At 42.0% G+C, this 17,654-nt stretch carries 15 protein-coding genes; 3 read left to right on the top strand and 12 right to left on the bottom strand.

All coding sequences use genetic code 11. The features are described 5' to 3' along the window. Positions 1 to 7: 7 nt before the first annotated feature. Complete coding sequence (locus MHH89_RS29330; protein ID WP_076125263.1) at positions 8 to 895, bottom strand: LysR family transcriptional regulator; 888 nt, start codon at positions 893 to 895, stop codon at positions 8 to 10. Positions 896 to 1,006: 111 nt separating this feature from the next. Between MHH89_RS29330 and MHH89_RS29325 the strand changes: the two genes are divergently transcribed. Together MHH89_RS29325 and MHH89_RS29320 are read left to right on the top strand one after the other, a co-directional pair. Continuing rightward, positions 1,007 to 2,413 (top strand): MFS transporter, encoded by a 1,407-nt coding sequence (locus tag MHH89_RS29325; protein ID WP_076185330.1) that lies wholly within the window; start codon positions 1,007 to 1,009, stop codon positions 2,411 to 2,413. Between the two features lie 344 nt (positions 2,414 to 2,757). Beyond that, positions 2,758 to 5,430, top strand: coding sequence for a cation-translocating P-type ATPase (locus tag MHH89_RS29320; RefSeq protein WP_340397839.1), 2,673 nt, complete (start codon positions 2,758 to 2,760; stop codon positions 5,428 to 5,430). A 104-nt stretch (positions 5,431 to 5,534) separates the two neighbouring features. Here the strand turns inward: MHH89_RS29320 and MHH89_RS29315 are convergent, their stop codons facing one another. The 8 genes from MHH89_RS29315 to MHH89_RS29280 all read right to left on the bottom strand — a co-directional run bounded on the left by MHH89_RS29315 (position 5,535) and on the right by MHH89_RS29280 (position 12,879). Further along, complete coding sequence (locus MHH89_RS29315; protein WP_076279566.1) at positions 5,535 to 5,744, bottom strand: helix-turn-helix transcriptional regulator; 210 nt, start codon at positions 5,742 to 5,744, stop codon at positions 5,535 to 5,537. Between the two features lies 1 nt (position 5,745). Continuing rightward, positions 5,746 to 6,072 (bottom strand): DUF6442 family protein, encoded by a 327-nt coding sequence (locus MHH89_RS29310; protein WP_076125270.1) that lies wholly within the window; start codon positions 6,070 to 6,072, stop codon positions 5,746 to 5,748. A gap of 130 nt (positions 6,073 to 6,202) precedes the next feature. After that, positions 6,203 to 7,291: a nucleotidyltransferase domain-containing protein gene (locus MHH89_RS29305; RefSeq protein ID WP_340397838.1), complete on the bottom strand. Its 1,089-nt coding sequence runs from the start codon at positions 7,289 to 7,291 to the stop codon at positions 6,203 to 6,205. Between the two features lie 167 nt (positions 7,292 to 7,458). Continuing rightward, positions 7,459 to 8,331: a YitT family protein gene (locus MHH89_RS29300; protein WP_036675789.1), complete on the bottom strand. Its 873-nt coding sequence runs from the start codon at positions 8,329 to 8,331 to the stop codon at positions 7,459 to 7,461. Between the two features lie 28 nt (positions 8,332 to 8,359). Continuing rightward, positions 8,360 to 9,664, bottom strand: a complete 1,305-nt coding sequence (locus MHH89_RS29295) for an alkaline phosphatase family protein (RefSeq protein WP_280752638.1) — start codon at positions 9,662 to 9,664, stop codon at positions 8,360 to 8,362. Beyond that, the gene (locus MHH89_RS29290; protein ID WP_076098890.1) at positions 9,661 to 10,920 is read right to left on the bottom strand and encodes an MFS transporter; all 1,260 of its coding nucleotides are present in this window, start codon (positions 10,918 to 10,920) and stop codon (positions 9,661 to 9,663) included. The genes MHH89_RS29295 and MHH89_RS29290 overlap by 4 nt, the downstream gene beginning before the upstream one ends. Before the next feature lie 148 nt (positions 10,921 to 11,068). Beyond that, a complete protein-coding gene (locus MHH89_RS29285) occupies positions 11,069 to 11,515 on the bottom strand; it encodes a V4R domain-containing protein (protein WP_076185335.1) in 447 nt (148 codons plus the stop codon). A 182-nt stretch (positions 11,516 to 11,697) separates the two neighbouring features. Beyond that, positions 11,698 to 12,879 carry a sensor histidine kinase gene (locus tag MHH89_RS29280; protein WP_076305024.1) on the bottom strand — a complete coding sequence of 394 codons (1,182 nt, stop codon included), beginning with the start codon at positions 12,877 to 12,879 and terminating at the stop codon, positions 11,698 to 11,700. 291 nt (positions 12,880 to 13,170) lie between these two features. On the opposite strand from MHH89_RS29280, the gene MHH89_RS29275 reads away from it, so the two are divergent. Continuing rightward, positions 13,171 to 15,102, top strand: a complete 1,932-nt coding sequence (locus tag MHH89_RS29275) for an ATP-dependent DNA helicase (RefSeq protein ID WP_341088689.1) — start codon at positions 13,171 to 13,173, stop codon at positions 15,100 to 15,102. Between the two features lie 65 nt (positions 15,103 to 15,167). Here the strand turns inward: MHH89_RS29275 and MHH89_RS29270 are convergent, their stop codons facing one another. The 3 genes from MHH89_RS29270 to MHH89_RS29260 all read right to left on the bottom strand — a co-directional run bounded on the left by MHH89_RS29270 (position 15,168) and on the right by MHH89_RS29260 (position 17,640). Then, entirely contained in the window at positions 15,168 to 15,938 is a 771-nt protein-coding gene (locus MHH89_RS29270; RefSeq protein ID WP_076276575.1) for an ABC transporter permease, read from the bottom strand. Continuing rightward, positions 15,939 to 16,697: an ABC transporter ATP-binding protein gene (locus tag MHH89_RS29265; protein ID WP_076185338.1), complete on the bottom strand. Its 759-nt coding sequence runs from the start codon at positions 16,695 to 16,697 to the stop codon at positions 15,939 to 15,941. It lies immediately after the preceding gene. A gap of 76 nt (positions 16,698 to 16,773) precedes the next feature. Continuing rightward, positions 16,774 to 17,640 carry a pentapeptide repeat-containing protein gene (locus tag MHH89_RS29260; RefSeq protein WP_076279563.1) on the bottom strand — a complete coding sequence of 289 codons (867 nt, stop codon included), beginning with the start codon at positions 17,638 to 17,640 and terminating at the stop codon, positions 16,774 to 16,776. Positions 17,641 to 17,654 lie beyond the last annotated feature (14 nt).

The following is a 17,654-nucleotide window of genomic DNA, read 5'->3' as shown; positions in this document are numbered from 1 at the left end:
CGCATAATTAAATGGTCTGTTTGGATAACGCTCCAAAATATTCTACAACTACCTCCCGAAATTCCAAAGCGGCCTGAGAAATGTACCGACTCCTGTGCCACAATAAAGCTATCTCCCTTTCCAATTCGTGATTCTCTACTTGGAGGTATTGGATATCTTCCCGTGAATTCCGTGCCGTGCTTGGTATGAAAGCTAAGCCAATTTCAGCTTCCACAAGAGTGCTAAGCCTTGCGGGTTCATCTCCCTCATACACATATTTAGGCACAAATCCAACTGATTTGCATACAGAGTCTATTAAATCGCGAGTACCATAGCCACTCTTTACACCAACAAACCACTCATCCCTTAGCTCTATCAAAGTTACGCTGCTTCGATTGGCCAGCCGATGCCCCTTTGGAACAGCCACAAGAATTGGATCGATAAAGACGATTTGACATTCGATGTCATCCCCTTTTATTGGAGGTGAGGATAAGCAATAATCAACTTCTCCTCTATTAAGAAGTGTAACCATTTCCTGCGTGGTTAGCATTTGCACATGGTATTGAATATCAGGCCGCTTTTTCCGAAACTCTCGCAGGATATTGGGTAATGTGCTTGCGGTCGTCACCGCTAATTCGAGTGTGCCATGTTCAGGACTGGATAAATCGCTAAGCTCCTGTTTTCCCTGCTCCAATTCAAACAATGCCCTTTCAGCTCGGCGAAGGAACCGGCTTCCGGACTCATTCAGTCGCAGCTTTCTTCCTACCCGATCGAATAAAGGTACCCCCAGATCCTCCTCCAAACGCTGAATCGTTTTGCTTAGTGAAGATTGAGTAACGTGTAGATTTCGTGCAGCTTCAGTCATATGTTCCAACCGAGCTACCGCGAGAAAATATTGCAGTTGCAAAAGTTCCAATTCGCACCTCCGTTCATTCCCTCAAGTCAATGAGATCATAACATAAAATGCGTTGGAATGAATAATCGATTTCAAGTACGATGACATTAATAAGCTTTAGGGGGATTTAAAATGAGTGTTCGCAACAGGTGGTTAATGATTTCAGTAGGTCTGGGGATTTTATTGAACCCTTTAAATTCTTCGATGGTATCTGTGGCTATTCCAAGGCTGCAAAATGTATTCCAGCTTGACTATACAGGTGTTTCCTGGATTATTTTTTCTTTTTACATTGCAAGTAGCATCGCTCAACCTGTCATGGGAAAGGCCAGCGATTTATTCGGCCGGAGGAAAATATTTCTTACCGGGCTTGTCGTATCCTTCATTGCAGGTTTATTAGCTCCTTTCTCCCCAAACTTTGGCTGTCTCATCGTGTTCCGTATTGTGCAAGCCATTGGAACTAGCATGATGGTTGCCGTTGGAATGGCCATTGTGCGGATTCATATTACGGAGAAACAAGCGACCGCACTATCTGTTTTATCCATCTTCCTATCCGGCGCGGCAGCAATTGGTCCCTTTATTGGAGGGGTTATTATTCACTGGTGGGACTGGCCAGCTATCTTTTTCGTCAATATTCCATTCGTGGTCGCTAGCTTTTTATTATCTTGGAAGCATATCCCCAAGGACGAACCGTCAACAACCGTTACCCGGGGAATGTCCCTGCGCAAATGGTTTGATTTGATTGATGCGTCAGGAATCCTGCTCTTCACTGTGGGGCTGATTGCCGTGCTCCTTGGATTGCTTTCAGCAAAATCATCCGGACATATCTCATTAATACATGTCATTACCTTGCTAACAGGACTCGTTCTGCTAGGAGTATTCGTCAGGCATGAGCTAACAGCGGCATCACCCTTTATTCCTTTACGTACATTTGCCAAATACCCGGCAATGACTTGGGTTAATGTTGAATTCATGCTCGTTAATGTACTTTTTTACTCACTCTTTTTCGGGATCCCATCCTACTTGCAAATGGTACGTCATGTCAGTGAATTCCAAACAGGAATTCTCATGCTAACGCTGGGATTATGCTCACTGATTACTGCTCCAATAGCAGGACGCTGGATCGATAGATCAGGACCCCGGCCAGCATTGCTAGTGTCCGGGGTCCTGATGACATTGGGATCAGTGTGGCTTGTGACCTTAAATCAGACTTCACCAGTTATCAGTGTATGTGTGGCTTTAGCTGCATTCGGTATTAGCAACGGATTGAACAATGTCGGCCTGCAAGCAGCCTTGTTCCAAAGTTCTCCAAAAGAAATAATCGGTGTAGCCTCCGGATTATTTAATACATCGAGATACCTGGGAACCATTCTCTCTTCATTGTTAATAGGTATCATAATGGGAGGTAAGTTTAGCTTCGAGGGATTTCAAGTCCTTGGGGTTATCCTCACGGTAATTGCATTGTCTTTGGTATTCATGAGTCGGAAGCACCGTGAGTCAGGGCAATTGCAGAAATCGGCTAATTCGGGCGCTAAAAAATAGGAAAGTGCAGACAAATAAGACCTGTCATCAGACGGGTCTTGTTTTGTTATTTTAATGCGTAGCCTCAGCTCTTTATGAGTTTTATTTAACTCTTCAAGGTGGGGATAAACTCGATTCATAAATAGGATAATAAATAAAGCGCCCATAGTAAACTTGTGCTCGGTGAGCCAAAAACATAATGAAGAAACCAGATTTACATATATTTTTCCGTCCAATTTCAAGCTCAAAAGACACATTTGTAATGTGAAAACAGTTTCGGCAGCTCGATATTTTGAAACTTGTCCCGGGTTGAACCGTAATTTTTAAGAACAAAGACACAGCACAGCAGAGAGGAGCTATCATTAGTGGAATATTACCGCAACAATGTAGCCGACAGTTTACAGGATGTTCAGAGTTCAGCTAACGGGCTTACTTCGGCAGAAGTCGACAAACGTCTGAAAGACTATGGTTTTAACGAATTAAAAGGAAAGAAAAAAGATCCTGTTTGGAAGCTTTTTCTTGAAAACTTCAAAGACCCTATGGTAGTCGTACTGCTTATAGCGGCCATTGTCCAGATTGTTATGGGACAAGTTATGGAGTCGCTTATTATTTTCCTCGTGTTGATTCTCAATGCAGTTATAAGTGTCATCCAGACCCGTAAAGCGGAGAGTTCACTTGATGCCTTGCAGCAGATGTCAGCACCCGAGGCCAAAGTGCTGCGTGATGGAGAATTAAAAACCGTCCCGGCAAGGGAACTTGTTCGCGGTGATATCGTATGGCTGGAAGCCGGCGATTTCGTACCCGCCGATGGCCGGATTATAGAATCGGAAAGTTTAAAAATAAATGAGGGTATGCTAACCGGAGAATCCGAAGCTGTGGAAAAGCATACGAATATCATCGCGAAAGAATCTCCGCTTGGAGACCGGCGTAATATGGCGTTCAGCGGCTCACTAGTTGTATATGGCCGCGGAACCCTGGTAGTAACGGGAACTGCACTCACTACCGAAATCGGTAAAATTGCTGAACTCATTGAAAGCGCCGAAGCCAAGCAAACGCCGCTGCAGCGCAAGCTCGAAACATTCAGCAAGCAGCTGGGGGTAGCAATTATACTCCTGTCCATTGTAATCTTTGCCATCCAGGCCGGACGTGTTTGGTTGTCGAATGATACTGTGGATACAACAGAAGCTATCCTGAATGCGTTAATGTTTGCAGTCGCTGTGGCAGTTGCTGCGATTCCCGAAGCTCTTTCCTCAATAGTAACCATTGTCCTATCCGTAGGTACTAATAAGATGGCTAAGCAACATGCGATTATTCGTAAGCTGCCCGCTGTCGAAGCCCTTGGGTCAACCAGTGTCATCTGTACAGATAAAACCGGTACCCTCACCCAGAATAAAATGACTGTTGTAGATTACTTTTTGCCAGAAGGGGATCGTGATCAATTCAATCAAGCGCCTGAAGAATGGTCTGAAGAAGCCCGGCGGCTCCTGCATATTGCTGTGCTCTGCAACGACTCTAACATTAATGAGGATGGTAAAGAGCTGGGTGATCCTACAGAGGTAGCGCTTATTGCCTTCAGCAACAGCAAGAATAAAGATTATAAGGAAATACGCGATAATTTCCCGCGCGAAGCCGAGCTACCTTTTGACTCGGATCGCAAGCTGATGACGACCTTGCATACTTTTAACGGGCAAAAAGCAATGATTACTAAAGGTGGGCCCGATGTGCTCTTTGGTCTATGCTCGCATGTACTGTTAAGTGGAAAAGAAGTACCGATGACACCAGAAGTTCTTGAACGCTTCTTCGAAGCCAATGAGGAGTTCTCCAGCAGAGCACTACGTGTACTTGCCTATGCCTACAAAACCGTACCAAATACGGTTACTGAAGTAGGATTAGAGGATGAACAAAATCTGGTGCTCGTAGGTTTGACAGCTATGATTGATCCACCTCGGGAAGCTGTCTACGGCGCGATCGCAGAGTCTCAGAAGGCTGGCATCCGAACCATCATGATTACCGGTGATCATAAGACAACCGCACAAGCGATCGGCCGCGATATCGGTCTGATGACTGAAAATGAAATTGCCGTAACCGGCCAAGAACTCGATGCCATGTCTGACAAGGAACTTGATCAAAAACTCGAACAGATCGGTGTGTACGCCCGTGTCTCCCCGGAGAACAAGATCAGAATTGTCCGCGCGTGGCAGCGGAAAGGCAAAATAACAGCCATGACCGGTGATGGTGTAAATGACGCGCCTGCTTTGAAACAAGCAGATATCGGAGTTGCCATGGGCAGTGGAACCGATGTTGCCAAAGATGCGGCTGCCATGATTTTGACCGATGATAATTTTGTATCTATTGTCAATGCTGTATCTGTGGGCAGAACGGTATTTGACAATATCAAAAAAGCGATCGCCTATTTGTTTTCAGGTAACCTGGGTGCAATTATCGCCATCCTCTTTACCCTTATTTTCAACTGGATTAATCCTTTCACAGCGATTCAGCTTCTATTCATCAATCTGGCGAATGATTCTCTGCCCGCCATTGCTCTCGGGATGGAAAAACCTGAACCTAATGTGATGAACAGAAAACCAAGAGAGCTCAAGGAAGGAATATTCGCAGGAGGAATGATGCAGGCGATTGTCACTCGTGGTCTACTCATAGGTATAGCTGTAATCATATCCCTGTATATCGGACTTCAGGATTCGCCTGATATGGGCGTGGCTATGGCATTCACAACCCTGATCTTGTCTCGTACGTTGCAGACATTTGCCGCTCGTTCGAACAGTCAAACTGCTATTGAAGCTGGCCTTTTCAGCAACAAATACGTCATCGGAGCCGTTCTGGTCTGCTTTGCCTTTTACGGCATTGCAGTTCTGCCAGGGGTTAGAGAAATCTTCTCGATTCCGGCTTCATTTGGAATGTCAGAGTGGCTGATTGCAGCAGGCTTAGCCCTCGGCTCCCTCATCCTAATGGAATTAACGAAGGTTGTTCGAAGAGCTTTTACACCTAAATCTGTTGAACAGAACCCTGTAAATTCCTGAGTAAGCTATAATCGACCGAAAAGACAAAACAGCGATTCTCCAATGATGGAGTATCGCTGTTTTTCTGACATCTAGAGTTAAACCTAGAAAAGCTTCTGTTGATTTTAATCAAAATAAAATAATTCCTCGAATCTTTTATCCAACGCAATACATAAAATCAAAGCCAATTTTGCAGTAGGGTTAAACTGTCCGGTTTCAATCGAGCTTATAGTATTTCTTGAGACACCCACCATTTCTGCCAATTGTGCTTGCGATAATTTTTGTTCTGTTCTTGCTTCGCGCAGTTTATTTTTTAAAACCAAATGTTCACTCATACTAATCACTCATTCCATAAAAGTAAATATACAAAAAATAAACACTTATAATTAATCCTAAAATGAATTTGAGTAAATCCATCTTTTTCTTAGTTACAGAATACATTCCAAGACCTTCACAGCCCAAATATCCAAAAAACATAGCTATCATAGCTTTTAATGCAAAATTTGTTTCCTGACTATGATTATATAAATTGAAGACACTCAGAATGCAAAATACAATCAACATTCCAATGAATCCGCTTTTTCTGCCTTTAGCAAATACAAATTCTTTTCCTTCGTCTCCTTTTTCATTTCGGCTTTTTTCTAATATTTCTTCCTTTTTCATAAAAATTTCTCCTTTCAAATTGAAAAGATGATGACAAGAAAACTTGTCATCATTATTATAATACGCCAAGTTTTCTTGTCAAACAAAAAAATAGCCCACTCCAATCCAAAGATTGGTAGTGAGCTATTTTCTATACCTTCATATATTCGTTATATAATTGCTCGAAAGTATTATATCGTTCGACTTTCCTGCCTACCTTGTTGTATTCCTCCAGATATTCATCCATGACCTTCAGAAACTCATTCTTAAAGACTTGAAGATGGTCAGAATCAAAATACTGCATGATATCAAACTTTTTGGTTCCCTTCCATTCTGTCATTTCATCAAGAAAACCTTGTATGCCCATTGCTGCTAGATACGCATACGATCTATCACCCGATTCTACACTTGCTATAATCTTATTGCGGTAGTTGCACCATAATTCCTCATAAGTTCCGCCAAGATTATCATAGCTTGGGACTGGCTGCACTACAAAATCCTTATACATTTTATTATATAGATCGTTGATGTTTCTAAGGGACTTATATGCTGCACTTCTGATTTCATCGATAGTCTTCGCCTCTATCACAGCCATATATGTCTTTTCAAAATCATCAGGAACATAACGGTACGTAGCTATTTCCTCCAAATATCTTTTCATTCCCCGTTTGAAATAAGTATTGTTCAAATGAGTTAGCGCATTTAACAAATTGTATAAAACTTCGCTTGAAGCATATCTTACTGCTCCTATATCTTCAGAAAGTAATGTATTCGCATATTCCTGTTTTGCTATGTCTATACACTTTTTCGCTCTACTGATACATTCTCTCCCTATAGGCATTGCCAGAGCATCGAGTGCTCTCTGTTTATATAAATTTAGCTTTTCCAAATATTCGGGTTTTGCACAGTATAACACCTGTAAATCCACCAGACATGAAATCATTGGACTCTCGAGATTGGCTTGATCTTCTATCCTTGTTTCCCATGGCGTACAATATAGATCGTATCCAATATCATCCAAAATAAAACACGAAGATATTCCCCAGCCCTGCTCTGTGTTATTAATTATGATTAGATCAAGATCGCTTTTTTCATGAAAATCCCCAGTACTAAAAGAACCTGTAAGCCCAATAATTGCAATATCATCAGAAAAATCTCTCTTAGCCCGTTCAATGACCATGCTAATAAGCTTTTCATTTTTGATTAAGATCTTTTCTTTAAGAACAGCATCCATATCCATGTCCCCTCTCCAACCTTATTAATTCTATTGTATAAGCATGTTGTTAGAGTAGGTATTCCAACTTTAATTATATTAAATCTATACCAAGCCCTTCCTCTCCTTCAAAGAAAACAAAAAACGCGCTGGCAAGAGCATAATTAGCTTCTCTCCAACGCGATTTATAGTCATTAGTGAATATTTTTCTTTTTGAAACTGCCGCCCTTAACTTCTGCAACATCGTAGACTACTACAAAGGCATTCGGGTCAATTTCACGAATAATATCTTTTATTTTACTTTCTTCCAGACGGTTAATTACACAAGTAATTTCTTTGAATTGTTCATTGGAGTAGCCGCCATAAGCATCTGTATAAGTTGCTCCACGACCCAATCGGTCACGAATAGTCTCGACCATGATTTCCGGTTGAATGGTGATGATTTTAAACGTTTTAGAGCCACTCAAACCTTCTTCAATAATATGAATGACCTTAGAAGCAATAAAATAAGCAAGCGCTGATAGAATAGCCCCTTGTAGGCCAAATACTGTTGAAACAACAATAAAGACAAACATGTTTAGAAATAAGATTAAATCACTGGTCCCAAAAGGTAATTTTCGTGAAAGTAAGACAGCTAACATATCTATCCCATCTAATGCTCCACCATTACGTAAGGCTAAACCCATACCAAAACCGATAATAATCCCGCCAACAACGGTAATTAATAAGGTATCACCTTCTATAATCGTCGGTACATGATGCATAAGACTAGTGCCAATAGCCAGTGAAGCAATACCGATAACGGAGTAAAGAGCAAAGCTTTTACCAATTTGCTTATATCCTAGCCATACAAAAGGGATATTAATTATGCCAATTAGCAGCCCTAGCGGTAAGCCAAACAGTTCAGAGCCAACGATGCTTAGACCTGTGACACCTCCATCTGAGACGTTGTTGGGTATCAATACGGATTCTAGACCATAGGCAGCTATTAGCGCCCCAATAATAATCATGAATACTTTTGAGAATATCTTGAGTTTATTTGATTTCTGTTTTCGCGTTTCAATCATTGAATTTCTCCGTTTCACATTGCTTAATTTAGTCCATAAAAATTTCCTCTAAAGGTCTTCCGTCACCTGGATTAAAATCAATCCCTAAAATCTTTGCCATCGTGGGGGCTATATCTACCATTTCGATGTCCCCTATATGATGCCCATTTCTAATCTTTTCCCCGGAGACAACCAAGTTGCATCTATAGCCGTCTTTATCAGGAGAATAGCCATGCGTGGCAAATTTAACGCCTTGTTTGTCCAAATCAACAATCGTTGGTTCATCCATACTTTCGTCGAAACAATAACCTCTCTTAGCCTCAAGCATATACTTTGTGGTTTGGCCCACATGAAAATAATCCAGTTCATCTCTAGCATACAATTTCTCTATACCTGAAGATTCATCTCTCATATTATCTCCAATAACAGCTAATGCTATTTGCTCAGCTTCTTCATCGCCCTGCCGGATATGCAAGTAAGCCGCTCCACCCCCACACTGAAAGTAAGCTCTCCACTTCATTTCGCCGTTCTCTTCATAGATCAGGCCCTTTTCCTGCAAAAGGTTGTTTAAATGCACCTTGTACCTAACATTAAACTGGCCATGGTCCCCCAAAATTAAAAAAATCGTATCATCCTTTATCCCCGCTTCATCCACTGCCTGCATAATATCGCCTAACCTTTTATCCATACGTGTGATTACCTGCTTCACTTCGTCACTGTCAGTTCCATAAGCATGTTTGGCATCATCCAGGTCGATCAGATGCATCAATAGAAGATTAGGTTTTTTGCGCTTAATCGTGTCTATAGCACATTTGGTCGTGAAGTCATCCAGATAGGGCTGCTCAATCCCTTTGCGGATCCGGCCATATTTCAGCTCCATATCCACGCAGTATAAGGGGCTTCCGCTTTTTAATATCTTCAGTGCCTGATTTTCGTTTTTGATGGCTCTGATTTCAGGTATATTGTATTGGATGGAGGATTTACCCGATACTGGCCATAGGATTCCGGCGGTGCTCATCTTATGCTCGCGCGCAACATCGTAAATCGTTGGCACCTTGATCGCATTTCTAAACCAGAACCAATTCTGCTCCTCTTCCTTAATAAAGGGCTGAAACGGATTGTTGTGATGGATGCCATGCTTATCCGGATATACACCGGTTGCTATGGTGGTGTGCACTACATATGTGAGCGTGGGATACACACTTTTCAATTTATGGCTATGGGCTCCGTTTTTAATTAATTCCGCTAAGTTTGGAAGCCGGCTGGCCAATGCCCAGTGGTCTTCTGAAAAGGCATCGTAAGAGATGACGATCAAATGCTTGGCCATAGCCGTTTGTGCTTTAATTGACTTCATAGAATAAGCCCCTTAGGTTCGTCATGTTCAGGCTGCTCTTTAGGTAAAGTTATAAATACGAATAATCCAATAATAAAAAGGGGGATAATCGCTAAAATACTAAATTTAGCATTACCTGTTAAGGTTGTTGTTAAAGACATTACAGCAGGACCAACAATGGCCGCGAACTTGCCAAAAATATTGTAAAAACCAAAGAATTCATTGGAATTCTCCTTTGGAATGATCTTCGCATAATAAGACCTGCTGAGCGCCTGAATGCCTCCCTGAGCGGAACCAATTAGCGCACCTAGAATAAATATATGCCACACTGAAGTGATAAAAAAAGCTGCGATGCAGGAAATGATATATGTAACAATCCCCACGATGATCAAAGTCCTGGCGGAGTATTTTTTGGCGAGATTACCATACAGGATTGCACAAGGAAAAGCGATGATCTGGATAACTAATAATATCCCCAGTAAGGTAAAGGTGTCAAAAGCATCCGCACCCAGAACCGATGTGGCATAGGGCACCACCATTTTAATAATCGTATCTACCCCATCAATATAAAGAAAGTACGCAATTAAGAAAACAAATACAACTTTATGCTGTCTAACATTCCTAAAGGTGTCTCCCAGTCTTTTAAAACTGTTGATTACAGGTCTTGGTTCAGGCTCAATATAATATCTCTGCTTCACATCTCTGATCATGGGTATGGTCAACAGCCCCCACCAAAGAGCAGTAATGATAAACCCAATCTGATAACCGATCGACTTATCCATCCCCATAAACAGAATCAATAGCAGGCTGATGCCAAATGGAATGACGCTGGCGATATATCCATAAGCAAAACCTTTTGTGGATACCTTATCCATCCTTTCATCAGTGGTTATATCCACAAGAAAAGAGTCATAAAAAATATTGGCTCCGGCAAAACCTATGACAGACAGGATGTAAAACACAATCAATAACTGCCACTGCCCGCTCGCAGGTGCAACGAATGCCAACGAAGCCGTAGCCAGCACACCGATCAAAGAGAAAAATAAGAAAAAGCGCTTTTTCTTATCCTTGTAATCTGCGATCGTGCCTAAAATCGGACTAAGGATAGCCACAAGAATACTAGCAATGGAGTTAAAGTACCCTAAATCCATGCTGCTGTTAACATTTGAAAACATGCCAAATACAATAGGCAATAATGCAGTTGTAACCGCCATCGAATAGGCTGAATTCCCGCAGTCATATAAAATCCATGATTTTTCCTCTTTGCTAAGTTTCATCTAACAGCCACCTTTTCACCTATTTGTAACTGTTATATCATTTCAGCATAAGAGCCATGTTAAATGAATGTTAATTCCATCACAACTTCTTCATAAAAAAACGACCTTTTAAAATCGAAAGGTCGCTTACTCGCTTTTATATATGAATTTAATATTTGACGATATATTCGCAATATTCATCCCCATTAACATTACATTTTATTTCCCGGACGGAAACCCGCTTTCCACGAATTTTAGTAAGTGCTCCTTCGATAATGGCTCCCTCCAGGTCACAAACCATTTTCCCTTCCATAATAGGTAACCCTTCGCAGAAACAATCGTGTACTGCAATCGTCATCCCCTTGTCATCTTCATGGGTTATTATAGGAATCCCTATCTTCAATTGTTCGAATAACTCGAATAGTTCATTAACCGAGGTAACACCAAATTCTTCCCCAATTTTTCTTCCTATAGTCAACGTTGTACCCTTACCATTCATGGGTAACGCTTGATATAAACCAATAAGTCTAATCGTTCTGAAAAGCTCTAAAGGTACGACATTACCTAAATTTTTTCTCTTTATTTTTTTCATATCTGTAAAAGTAAATTGATCCATGCCAGTAGCCTCCAATTGCTTATGTAATATATATTTCAAATTTAATTGATATATTGAGTATAAACGTATCCAATAATTGCTTTGTGATCTTACGCACATCCTGATTTTTTGTAGAACCATAACAAAAAAAGCAACTTCCCTGTTGGCAAGTCGCTCCTTCATTCATTAGCTGCAGCTGCATCTCAAATATGATAATCATAAACCCAAGGCAAAATAACCCTCACGCTAGTTCCAACCTGAACCTCTGAATCTACCTTAATATGCCCCCCATACATTTCAATTAATTGTTTACAAATCGATAATCCAATCCCTGTCCCTTTTTGCTTGGTAGTAAAGAAAGGGTCAAATATCCGTTTTAATTTATCCTGTGGAATTCCTTCTCCATTGTCTTTAAAGAGTAGAATAATTTCGTTTGTCTCAGCAGCTGTGGTAACAGAAATATCTATTCTGCCTCTAAAAGCTGTGAAGGAATCGATACTATTTTTCAAAATATTAAGAATTACCTGCTCTAGCTGAGAGGCGCTTCCAAACGTTAGTACTTTTTCTAAAGAGCACTCTACTGAAAGTATAATATCATCACTAAGTATGAGTTGATTCACAATGTTATTAACTCTATGTATAACCTCCATAACGTTAAATACTACGCCGTTATTTTTCGTACTGTCACCTTTTCGAGCCAGTATTAGAAAATCCGTTACTAATCCATTCAGAGCATCAATTTCTTTGATGGTGATATCCAGATATGCACGCAATTCATCCGCTTTGATCTCCGGCTCATTTAGCCTGATATTTACAAGCTGAGCAAAACCTTTAATCGAAGCTAGCGGATTTCTTATTTCATGCGCCATTCCTGCTGCCATTTGTCCCATAACAGCAATTTTTTGTTCATGTAAATTGTCAATCTGTTGATTTTTATTAGACAAATAACCTTGTGCAAAGCCAGTAAAACGGGTCCAGTTGCATTCCATTAAACGATTATAAAAAAACAATCGGATCGCGGAATCATCTACAAACTCTTCAATGATCTTAAACATAATATTCTGAGCGGTTAAATTTAAATCCTTGCTCATATCAAGTAAAATATCAAAATGATCACCGAATATTTCTGCAGTATAAACCCCTTGCTCAGCCCCCTCTTTTTCTAGCAGGTTTAAGTATTGATCGTAACCAAAAGAATCAAAAAACAAGGCTTCTACCATACTCATTAATATCGTACTGAATGATGAATCTAACAATTCCTTATGCGACTCTACAAACCAGGAGAATTCGATGTTTTTCATAGTCATGGAATGATAATGCCTGTTTAAAATGATTGGAACTGCTAAGATTAATGACGAACGCAATTCATTTTCTTTGTATGACATTGTCATCCTCCTTCTTTGTAGTTTGTATTCAAGATATGTGTATATTTTCCTGCTTCAAAAACACAGTAATTCACTTTGTTTTAATCATCATATTATATTCTGGACTTGACTGTTAGAGTGGCATCGAAGATAATTACAACCTCACCAAAAAACCAAAAAAACTATAATTAGGAAGATCATTGATTTTGAAAAGGGGCGGTCGTCATTAGCTGGTTAAGTGATCTCTACAAATTACAGAAGCAGGAGCTAAAGAAGGACATCGAGCCCTCTTTAGTCAATGCTATCTTTCGCATGTATGATAAATTTCCCAGGATTGGACTTAAAGAGCGGATCGGCCAGCAGGATATGTCTCTAGATATCGCTGATGCCTATATTAATGGTCGTAACGCGATGATTGAAGCTGGAGTCGGCATCGGCAAGTCCTTTGCCTACCTCATTCCCAGCCTGCTTATTAACCAAATCTCAAGGCAACCGGTTATTATTGCGACATCCTCCATACAACTTTCAGAACAAATACATAAAGATCTGAGATTCATCGGAAGTCGGCTCAGATTTACAAGGGTACGTTCGGTAGTTGGAAAAGGCATGGGGCAGTATGCTTGCCGGTATAGGGCAGCAGATCTGTTCCAAGCGGATGATTCAAACGCCCCTCTGTCTGCGCTTGCTCAACAGATTGTCAATTATGAAATTGATGAGCGGGCAGATATTAAGGGCGGGGTTAGTGATGCAGTATGGTCTAACGTTTGTGTGAATGATTGCAAATTTGAACGTTGCCATTATAAAAGTACATGTACGTTTTATGAGATGAGAGCTAAAATTAATGCCAACGCGAGCGATATGGATTTTATTATCGTAAACCAGGATCTGCTCATCCGTGATTTAATCAAGAAAAAGGAAGGAACGAAGGGGTTAATCACTGAACGGCCGGCTCTGATCGTAATTGATGAAGCTCATAATCTGGAAGCAAAGGTTAGAGATGCAAGAACGGTCGAATTTACATACCGGGGAACCTGCCGTATTCTGGATGACGCCTTACAGATTCTCTTCAAACAATCTGCCGATACGGAGCTTATGCCGCAATTTAAATTTATAAAAAGATGCGTTGGCCATATTTTTAAACAAGTTGAGGCAGACTTACTGCAAACAGCCAAGCAGGATAATGACCGTATAAAAATATCGCAGATCACAGGAATCCCCTTAAGACGAGCGGCACAGGTTTTAAAAGATTTTAATCTCAGCCTTTCCGTCTTAACTTCACGGCATGAGCGGGAGATTGACAATATTTTCGAAGCCATGAACGGACTTATCGACCTCTTTGATGTACTCGCCGGAGTAGAGGATAACTATCTGATCTGGGCAAGCAATACCCAGCGGGAGAGTACCCTTAGTATCTGCCCTAAAGGGATAAGCCAGTTTCTGAAATATACCTTATTTAACGGGAAAACCTCTGTTATTTTAACGTCAGCAACGATGTGTCAAAGCGGAGAAACGCTGGAGGAACAATACGCTTATCTCACTGAGTCCCTCGGTTACAGGGGAGATTATATGGAGCGCCAAGCTTCACCGTTTGATTATGACAACCACACCATGCTGTATATTGCCAAGGACATCCCCTACTATAACCATCAGCGGCGGGAAGATTATCTTGAAGCGGCATACAAGGAAATGATGAGGCTCTGTAATTTAACAGACGGGCGGACATTGGTTCTTTTTTCAGCTAAAGAGGATATGAAGTATATTCATAAGAAATTAAACTCTGAGAAGCTGGCATGGGCATTACATGTTCAAAGGGAAGGTTCGTCCCAGGACGGGGTGATCGCTGACTTTCGGGGCAGTAAAGGCGTTCTACTTAGTACCGGTGTATTCTGGGAAGGTGTGAATATCGAAGGTTCCGATTTGTCGCAGTTAATCATTTTCCGTCTGCCTTTCCCTGTTCCTGCCGATCCTGTCTATGAATATAAGACTTCGATGGCAAAGAATCCCTTGAAAGAGGTTTTTGTACCGGACATGCTGCTTCGGTTAAGACAAGGAACCGGGCGCCTGATCCGCAGTGAAACTGATCTGGGTGTACTCAGCATACTCGATTCCCGCCTGTCCATTGCCGCCAAAAAGGATTACCGGGATCAGGTACTGGAAGCCTTACCTTTTAAAAAGGTTACTGAGGATTTCAAGGTTCTGGAGAAGTTTGTGAAAGAAAAAGGGATACAGCTTAGCGATACGTAGAGAGATGAAAAAAAGCAACCCATCCGCAGACAAGTCGCTTCTAAACCCTATAACGTTATCTGCAATTAAACTACTTTATGTTTGTATACCCGCATCGCTATTAAATAAGCAACTACTAGAATGGCTATGCACCATATGATGGCTCCCCAAATATCATTGCCAACAGGCTGCCCCATCAGGAGGGAGCGAACCGCCTCTACTATAGATGTAACGGGTTGGTTTTCAGCAAAGGCGCGAACGACTGGCGGCATCGATTCGGTAGGCACAAAGGCCGAGCTGATGAAAGGAAGGAAAATAATCGGGTAGGAAAAAGCAGTCGCGCCGTCCACCGATTTTGCGGATAGTCCAGCAATTGCTGCGACCCAAGTTAGAGCCAGCGTAAACAATATCAGGATGCCGGCAACCGCCAGCCATGAGAGCACTCCTGCCGATGAACGAAACCCCATAATCAATGCAACAAGAATGATGACGCTAACTGAAATCGCATTGGATATCAGGGAGGTCAGCACATGTCCCCACAGCAGGGTAGAACGTGCAATCGGCATAGAATGGAATCTCTGAAAAATCCCTTTTTGCACATCATTAAACAGGCGGTAAGCCGTATAAGTTACACCACTTGCAATAGCGATCAGTATGATCCCGGGCAATAAATAATTCACATAGTTATCCGTACCCGCCTGGATGGCCCCACCGAACACGTAAACAAACAACAGCATAAATGCAATTGGCATGATAGTTACCGTGATGATGGTATCCATACTGCGGAGAATATGGCGCATAGAGCGTCCGAGCATTACACTCATGTCACTGAAAAAGTGCTTCTTAATCATTTCCATTTACTTTCCCTCCTTTTTGCCGATGATTGCGAGGAATATTTCCTCCAGCGTCGGCTGCTTTTCAATGTACTCAACTTTTGCGGGCGGAAAACGCTTTTTTAGTTCTTCGAGTGTACCGCTCGCAATAATTTTACCTTCATGTAGAATGGCGATTTGATCAGCAAGCTGCTCTGCCTCTTCCAAATACTGCGTCGTCAAAAAGACAGTCGTACCGCCGTCGGCAAGCTCCTTAACCATCTTCCATACATCCATCCTTGCCTCAGGATCAAGTCCAGTGGTTGGTTCGTCGAGGAAAATAATCTGCGGTTTTCCAACAAGACTCATCGCGAGATCTAATCTCCGGCGCATCCCGCCTGAATAAGTGGATACCTTGCGATCCGCGGCAGCGGTCAAAGTGAAGCGTTCCAGCAGATCGTCCGCAACTTGACGCGGATGCTTCTCATGGCGGAGCCTCGCAATCATGATCAGATTTTCCCGGCCGGTCAGAATCTCATCCACGGCAGCAAATTGACCCGTCAGGCTGATGGACTGGCGTACATAATCAGGCTTTGTGGCGACATCAAATCCGTTCACTGCAGCAGTCCCGCCATCTTGATTCAGCAAAGTGGTGAGGATTTTGACAATGGTGGTCTTACCTGCACCATTGGAGCCCAGCAGAGCAAAAACGCTGCCCTGCTCCACTTCAAAATCCACCCCCTTTAAAACTTGAAGCTGTCTGTAGGACTTTTCTAACCCAACCACTTTAATGGACTTGTTCATTGCATTCCCTCCTCAAGGTTTTGTTAGCATATCTTCATGGAATTCCCCCCGCAAAACTCACTTCGGAAGCTCAGGCTTATAGAACTGTAACCTTTGTCAAATCAGCTTCCATGCCTTTGAGCGCAGCAAAGGTCAACTTATCCATCATTGCACCATCAAAGTTGATCGTTTTGATTGCACGATAAAACTTCTTGGATAATGAAAACCCGGAGAGGAATGACACATTTTTTAACGTCGCACCTCTAAACGAAATATCGTTCAGCGCCGACTTTTCAAACTTGACCCCGATAAAGGTCTGGCCGTCAAAACATAATCCCCGCAGATCAGAGGTTTTAAATTCCACACCGTCAAAGATACAGTTCTCAAAGATTGTTTTCGTGAGATCAGTCGTACACAGCTTGACGTCGGTCAGTCTTGCGCTGATAAATTTCACCCCTGTAAGTCCTGATGAGCTAAAGTTGGTGCGAACAAGAATAGATTTGTGAAAGCTCGCATTTGCCAGTTCAATGCCGGACAGATTGCAGTCGGTCAGATTAGCGCTGTCGAACTTGGCCTCGCCTACGTCACTGCCCGCGAAAGAACTGCCAGTCAAGTCAGCGCCTGTAAAATCGGAACCCCGCAACGCGCTCACTTTAAAATCCCCTTTATGGGCGGTAACGCCTGCAAAATCACTCTTCGATAAGTTGCTCGCCCTAAAGCTCGTCACCACCTGCCGCTCAAGTGAACGGGAGAGATTGGCAACCTCCTGCACCGTCTGTTCAATGTCGCCGATGCTGTCTATCGTCATCTTAAACGCCGTTTCATCATCCTTGCCTTCAGCCTTGAGTTCACTGAACCGCTCCTGCAAATCGGAAAGGAGGTCACTCTTTAATTCAGCAACGCTTTTTATCCCGTCATAGGGTGCGAATACGCCATTTAAATACATGTTTAATTTCTCATTCATATTATCAAGTCTCC

The organism is Paenibacillus sp. FSL H7-0323, assembly GCF_038002725.1.
GTDB lineage: Bacteria > Bacillota > Bacilli > Paenibacillales > Paenibacillaceae > Paenibacillus_AQ > Paenibacillus_AQ odorifer.
This window is presented reverse-complemented; position numbering and strand designations above follow the sequence as displayed.

Excerpts from the sequence above, each read along its gene's own strand:
- MHH89_RS29325 (WP_076185330.1), top strand. The coding sequence starts at position 1,007 with ATGAGTGTTCGCAACAGGTGGTTAATGATTTCAGTAGGTCTGGGGATT.
- MHH89_RS29315 (WP_076279566.1), bottom strand. The coding sequence starts at position 5,744 with ATGAGTGAACATTTGGTTTTAAAAAATAAACTGCGCGAAGCAAGAACA.
- MHH89_RS29310 (WP_076125270.1), bottom strand. The coding sequence starts at position 6,072 with ATGAAAAAGGAAGAAATATTAGAAAAAAGCCGAAATGAAAAAGGAGAC.
- MHH89_RS29305 (WP_340397838.1), bottom strand. The coding sequence starts at position 7,291 with ATGGATATGGATGCTGTTCTTAAAGAAAAGATCTTAATCAAAAATGAA.
- MHH89_RS29300 (WP_036675789.1), bottom strand. The coding sequence starts at position 8,331 with ATGATTGAAACGCGAAAACAGAAATCAAATAAACTCAAGATATTCTCA.
- MHH89_RS29295 (WP_280752638.1), bottom strand. The coding sequence starts at position 9,664 with ATGAAGTCAATTAAAGCACAAACGGCTATGGCCAAGCATTTGATCGTC.
- MHH89_RS29290 (WP_076098890.1), bottom strand. The coding sequence starts at position 10,920 with ATGAAACTTAGCAAAGAGGAAAAATCATGGATTTTATATGACTGCGGG.
- MHH89_RS29285 (WP_076185335.1), bottom strand. The coding sequence starts at position 11,515 with ATGGATCAATTTACTTTTACAGATATGAAAAAAATAAAGAGAAAAAAT.
- MHH89_RS29280 (WP_076305024.1), bottom strand. The coding sequence starts at position 12,879 with ATGTCATACAAAGAAAATGAATTGCGTTCGTCATTAATCTTAGCAGTT.
- MHH89_RS29275 (WP_341088689.1), top strand. The coding sequence starts at position 13,171 with ATGTATGATAAATTTCCCAGGATTGGACTTAAAGAGCGGATCGGCCAG.
- MHH89_RS29270 (WP_076276575.1), bottom strand. The coding sequence starts at position 15,938 with ATGGAAATGATTAAGAAGCACTTTTTCAGTGACATGAGTGTAATGCTC.
- MHH89_RS29265 (WP_076185338.1), bottom strand. The coding sequence starts at position 16,697 with ATGAACAAGTCCATTAAAGTGGTTGGGTTAGAAAAGTCCTACAGACAG.
- MHH89_RS29260 (WP_076279563.1), bottom strand. The coding sequence starts at position 17,640 with ATGAATGAGAAATTAAACATGTATTTAAATGGCGTATTCGCACCCTAT.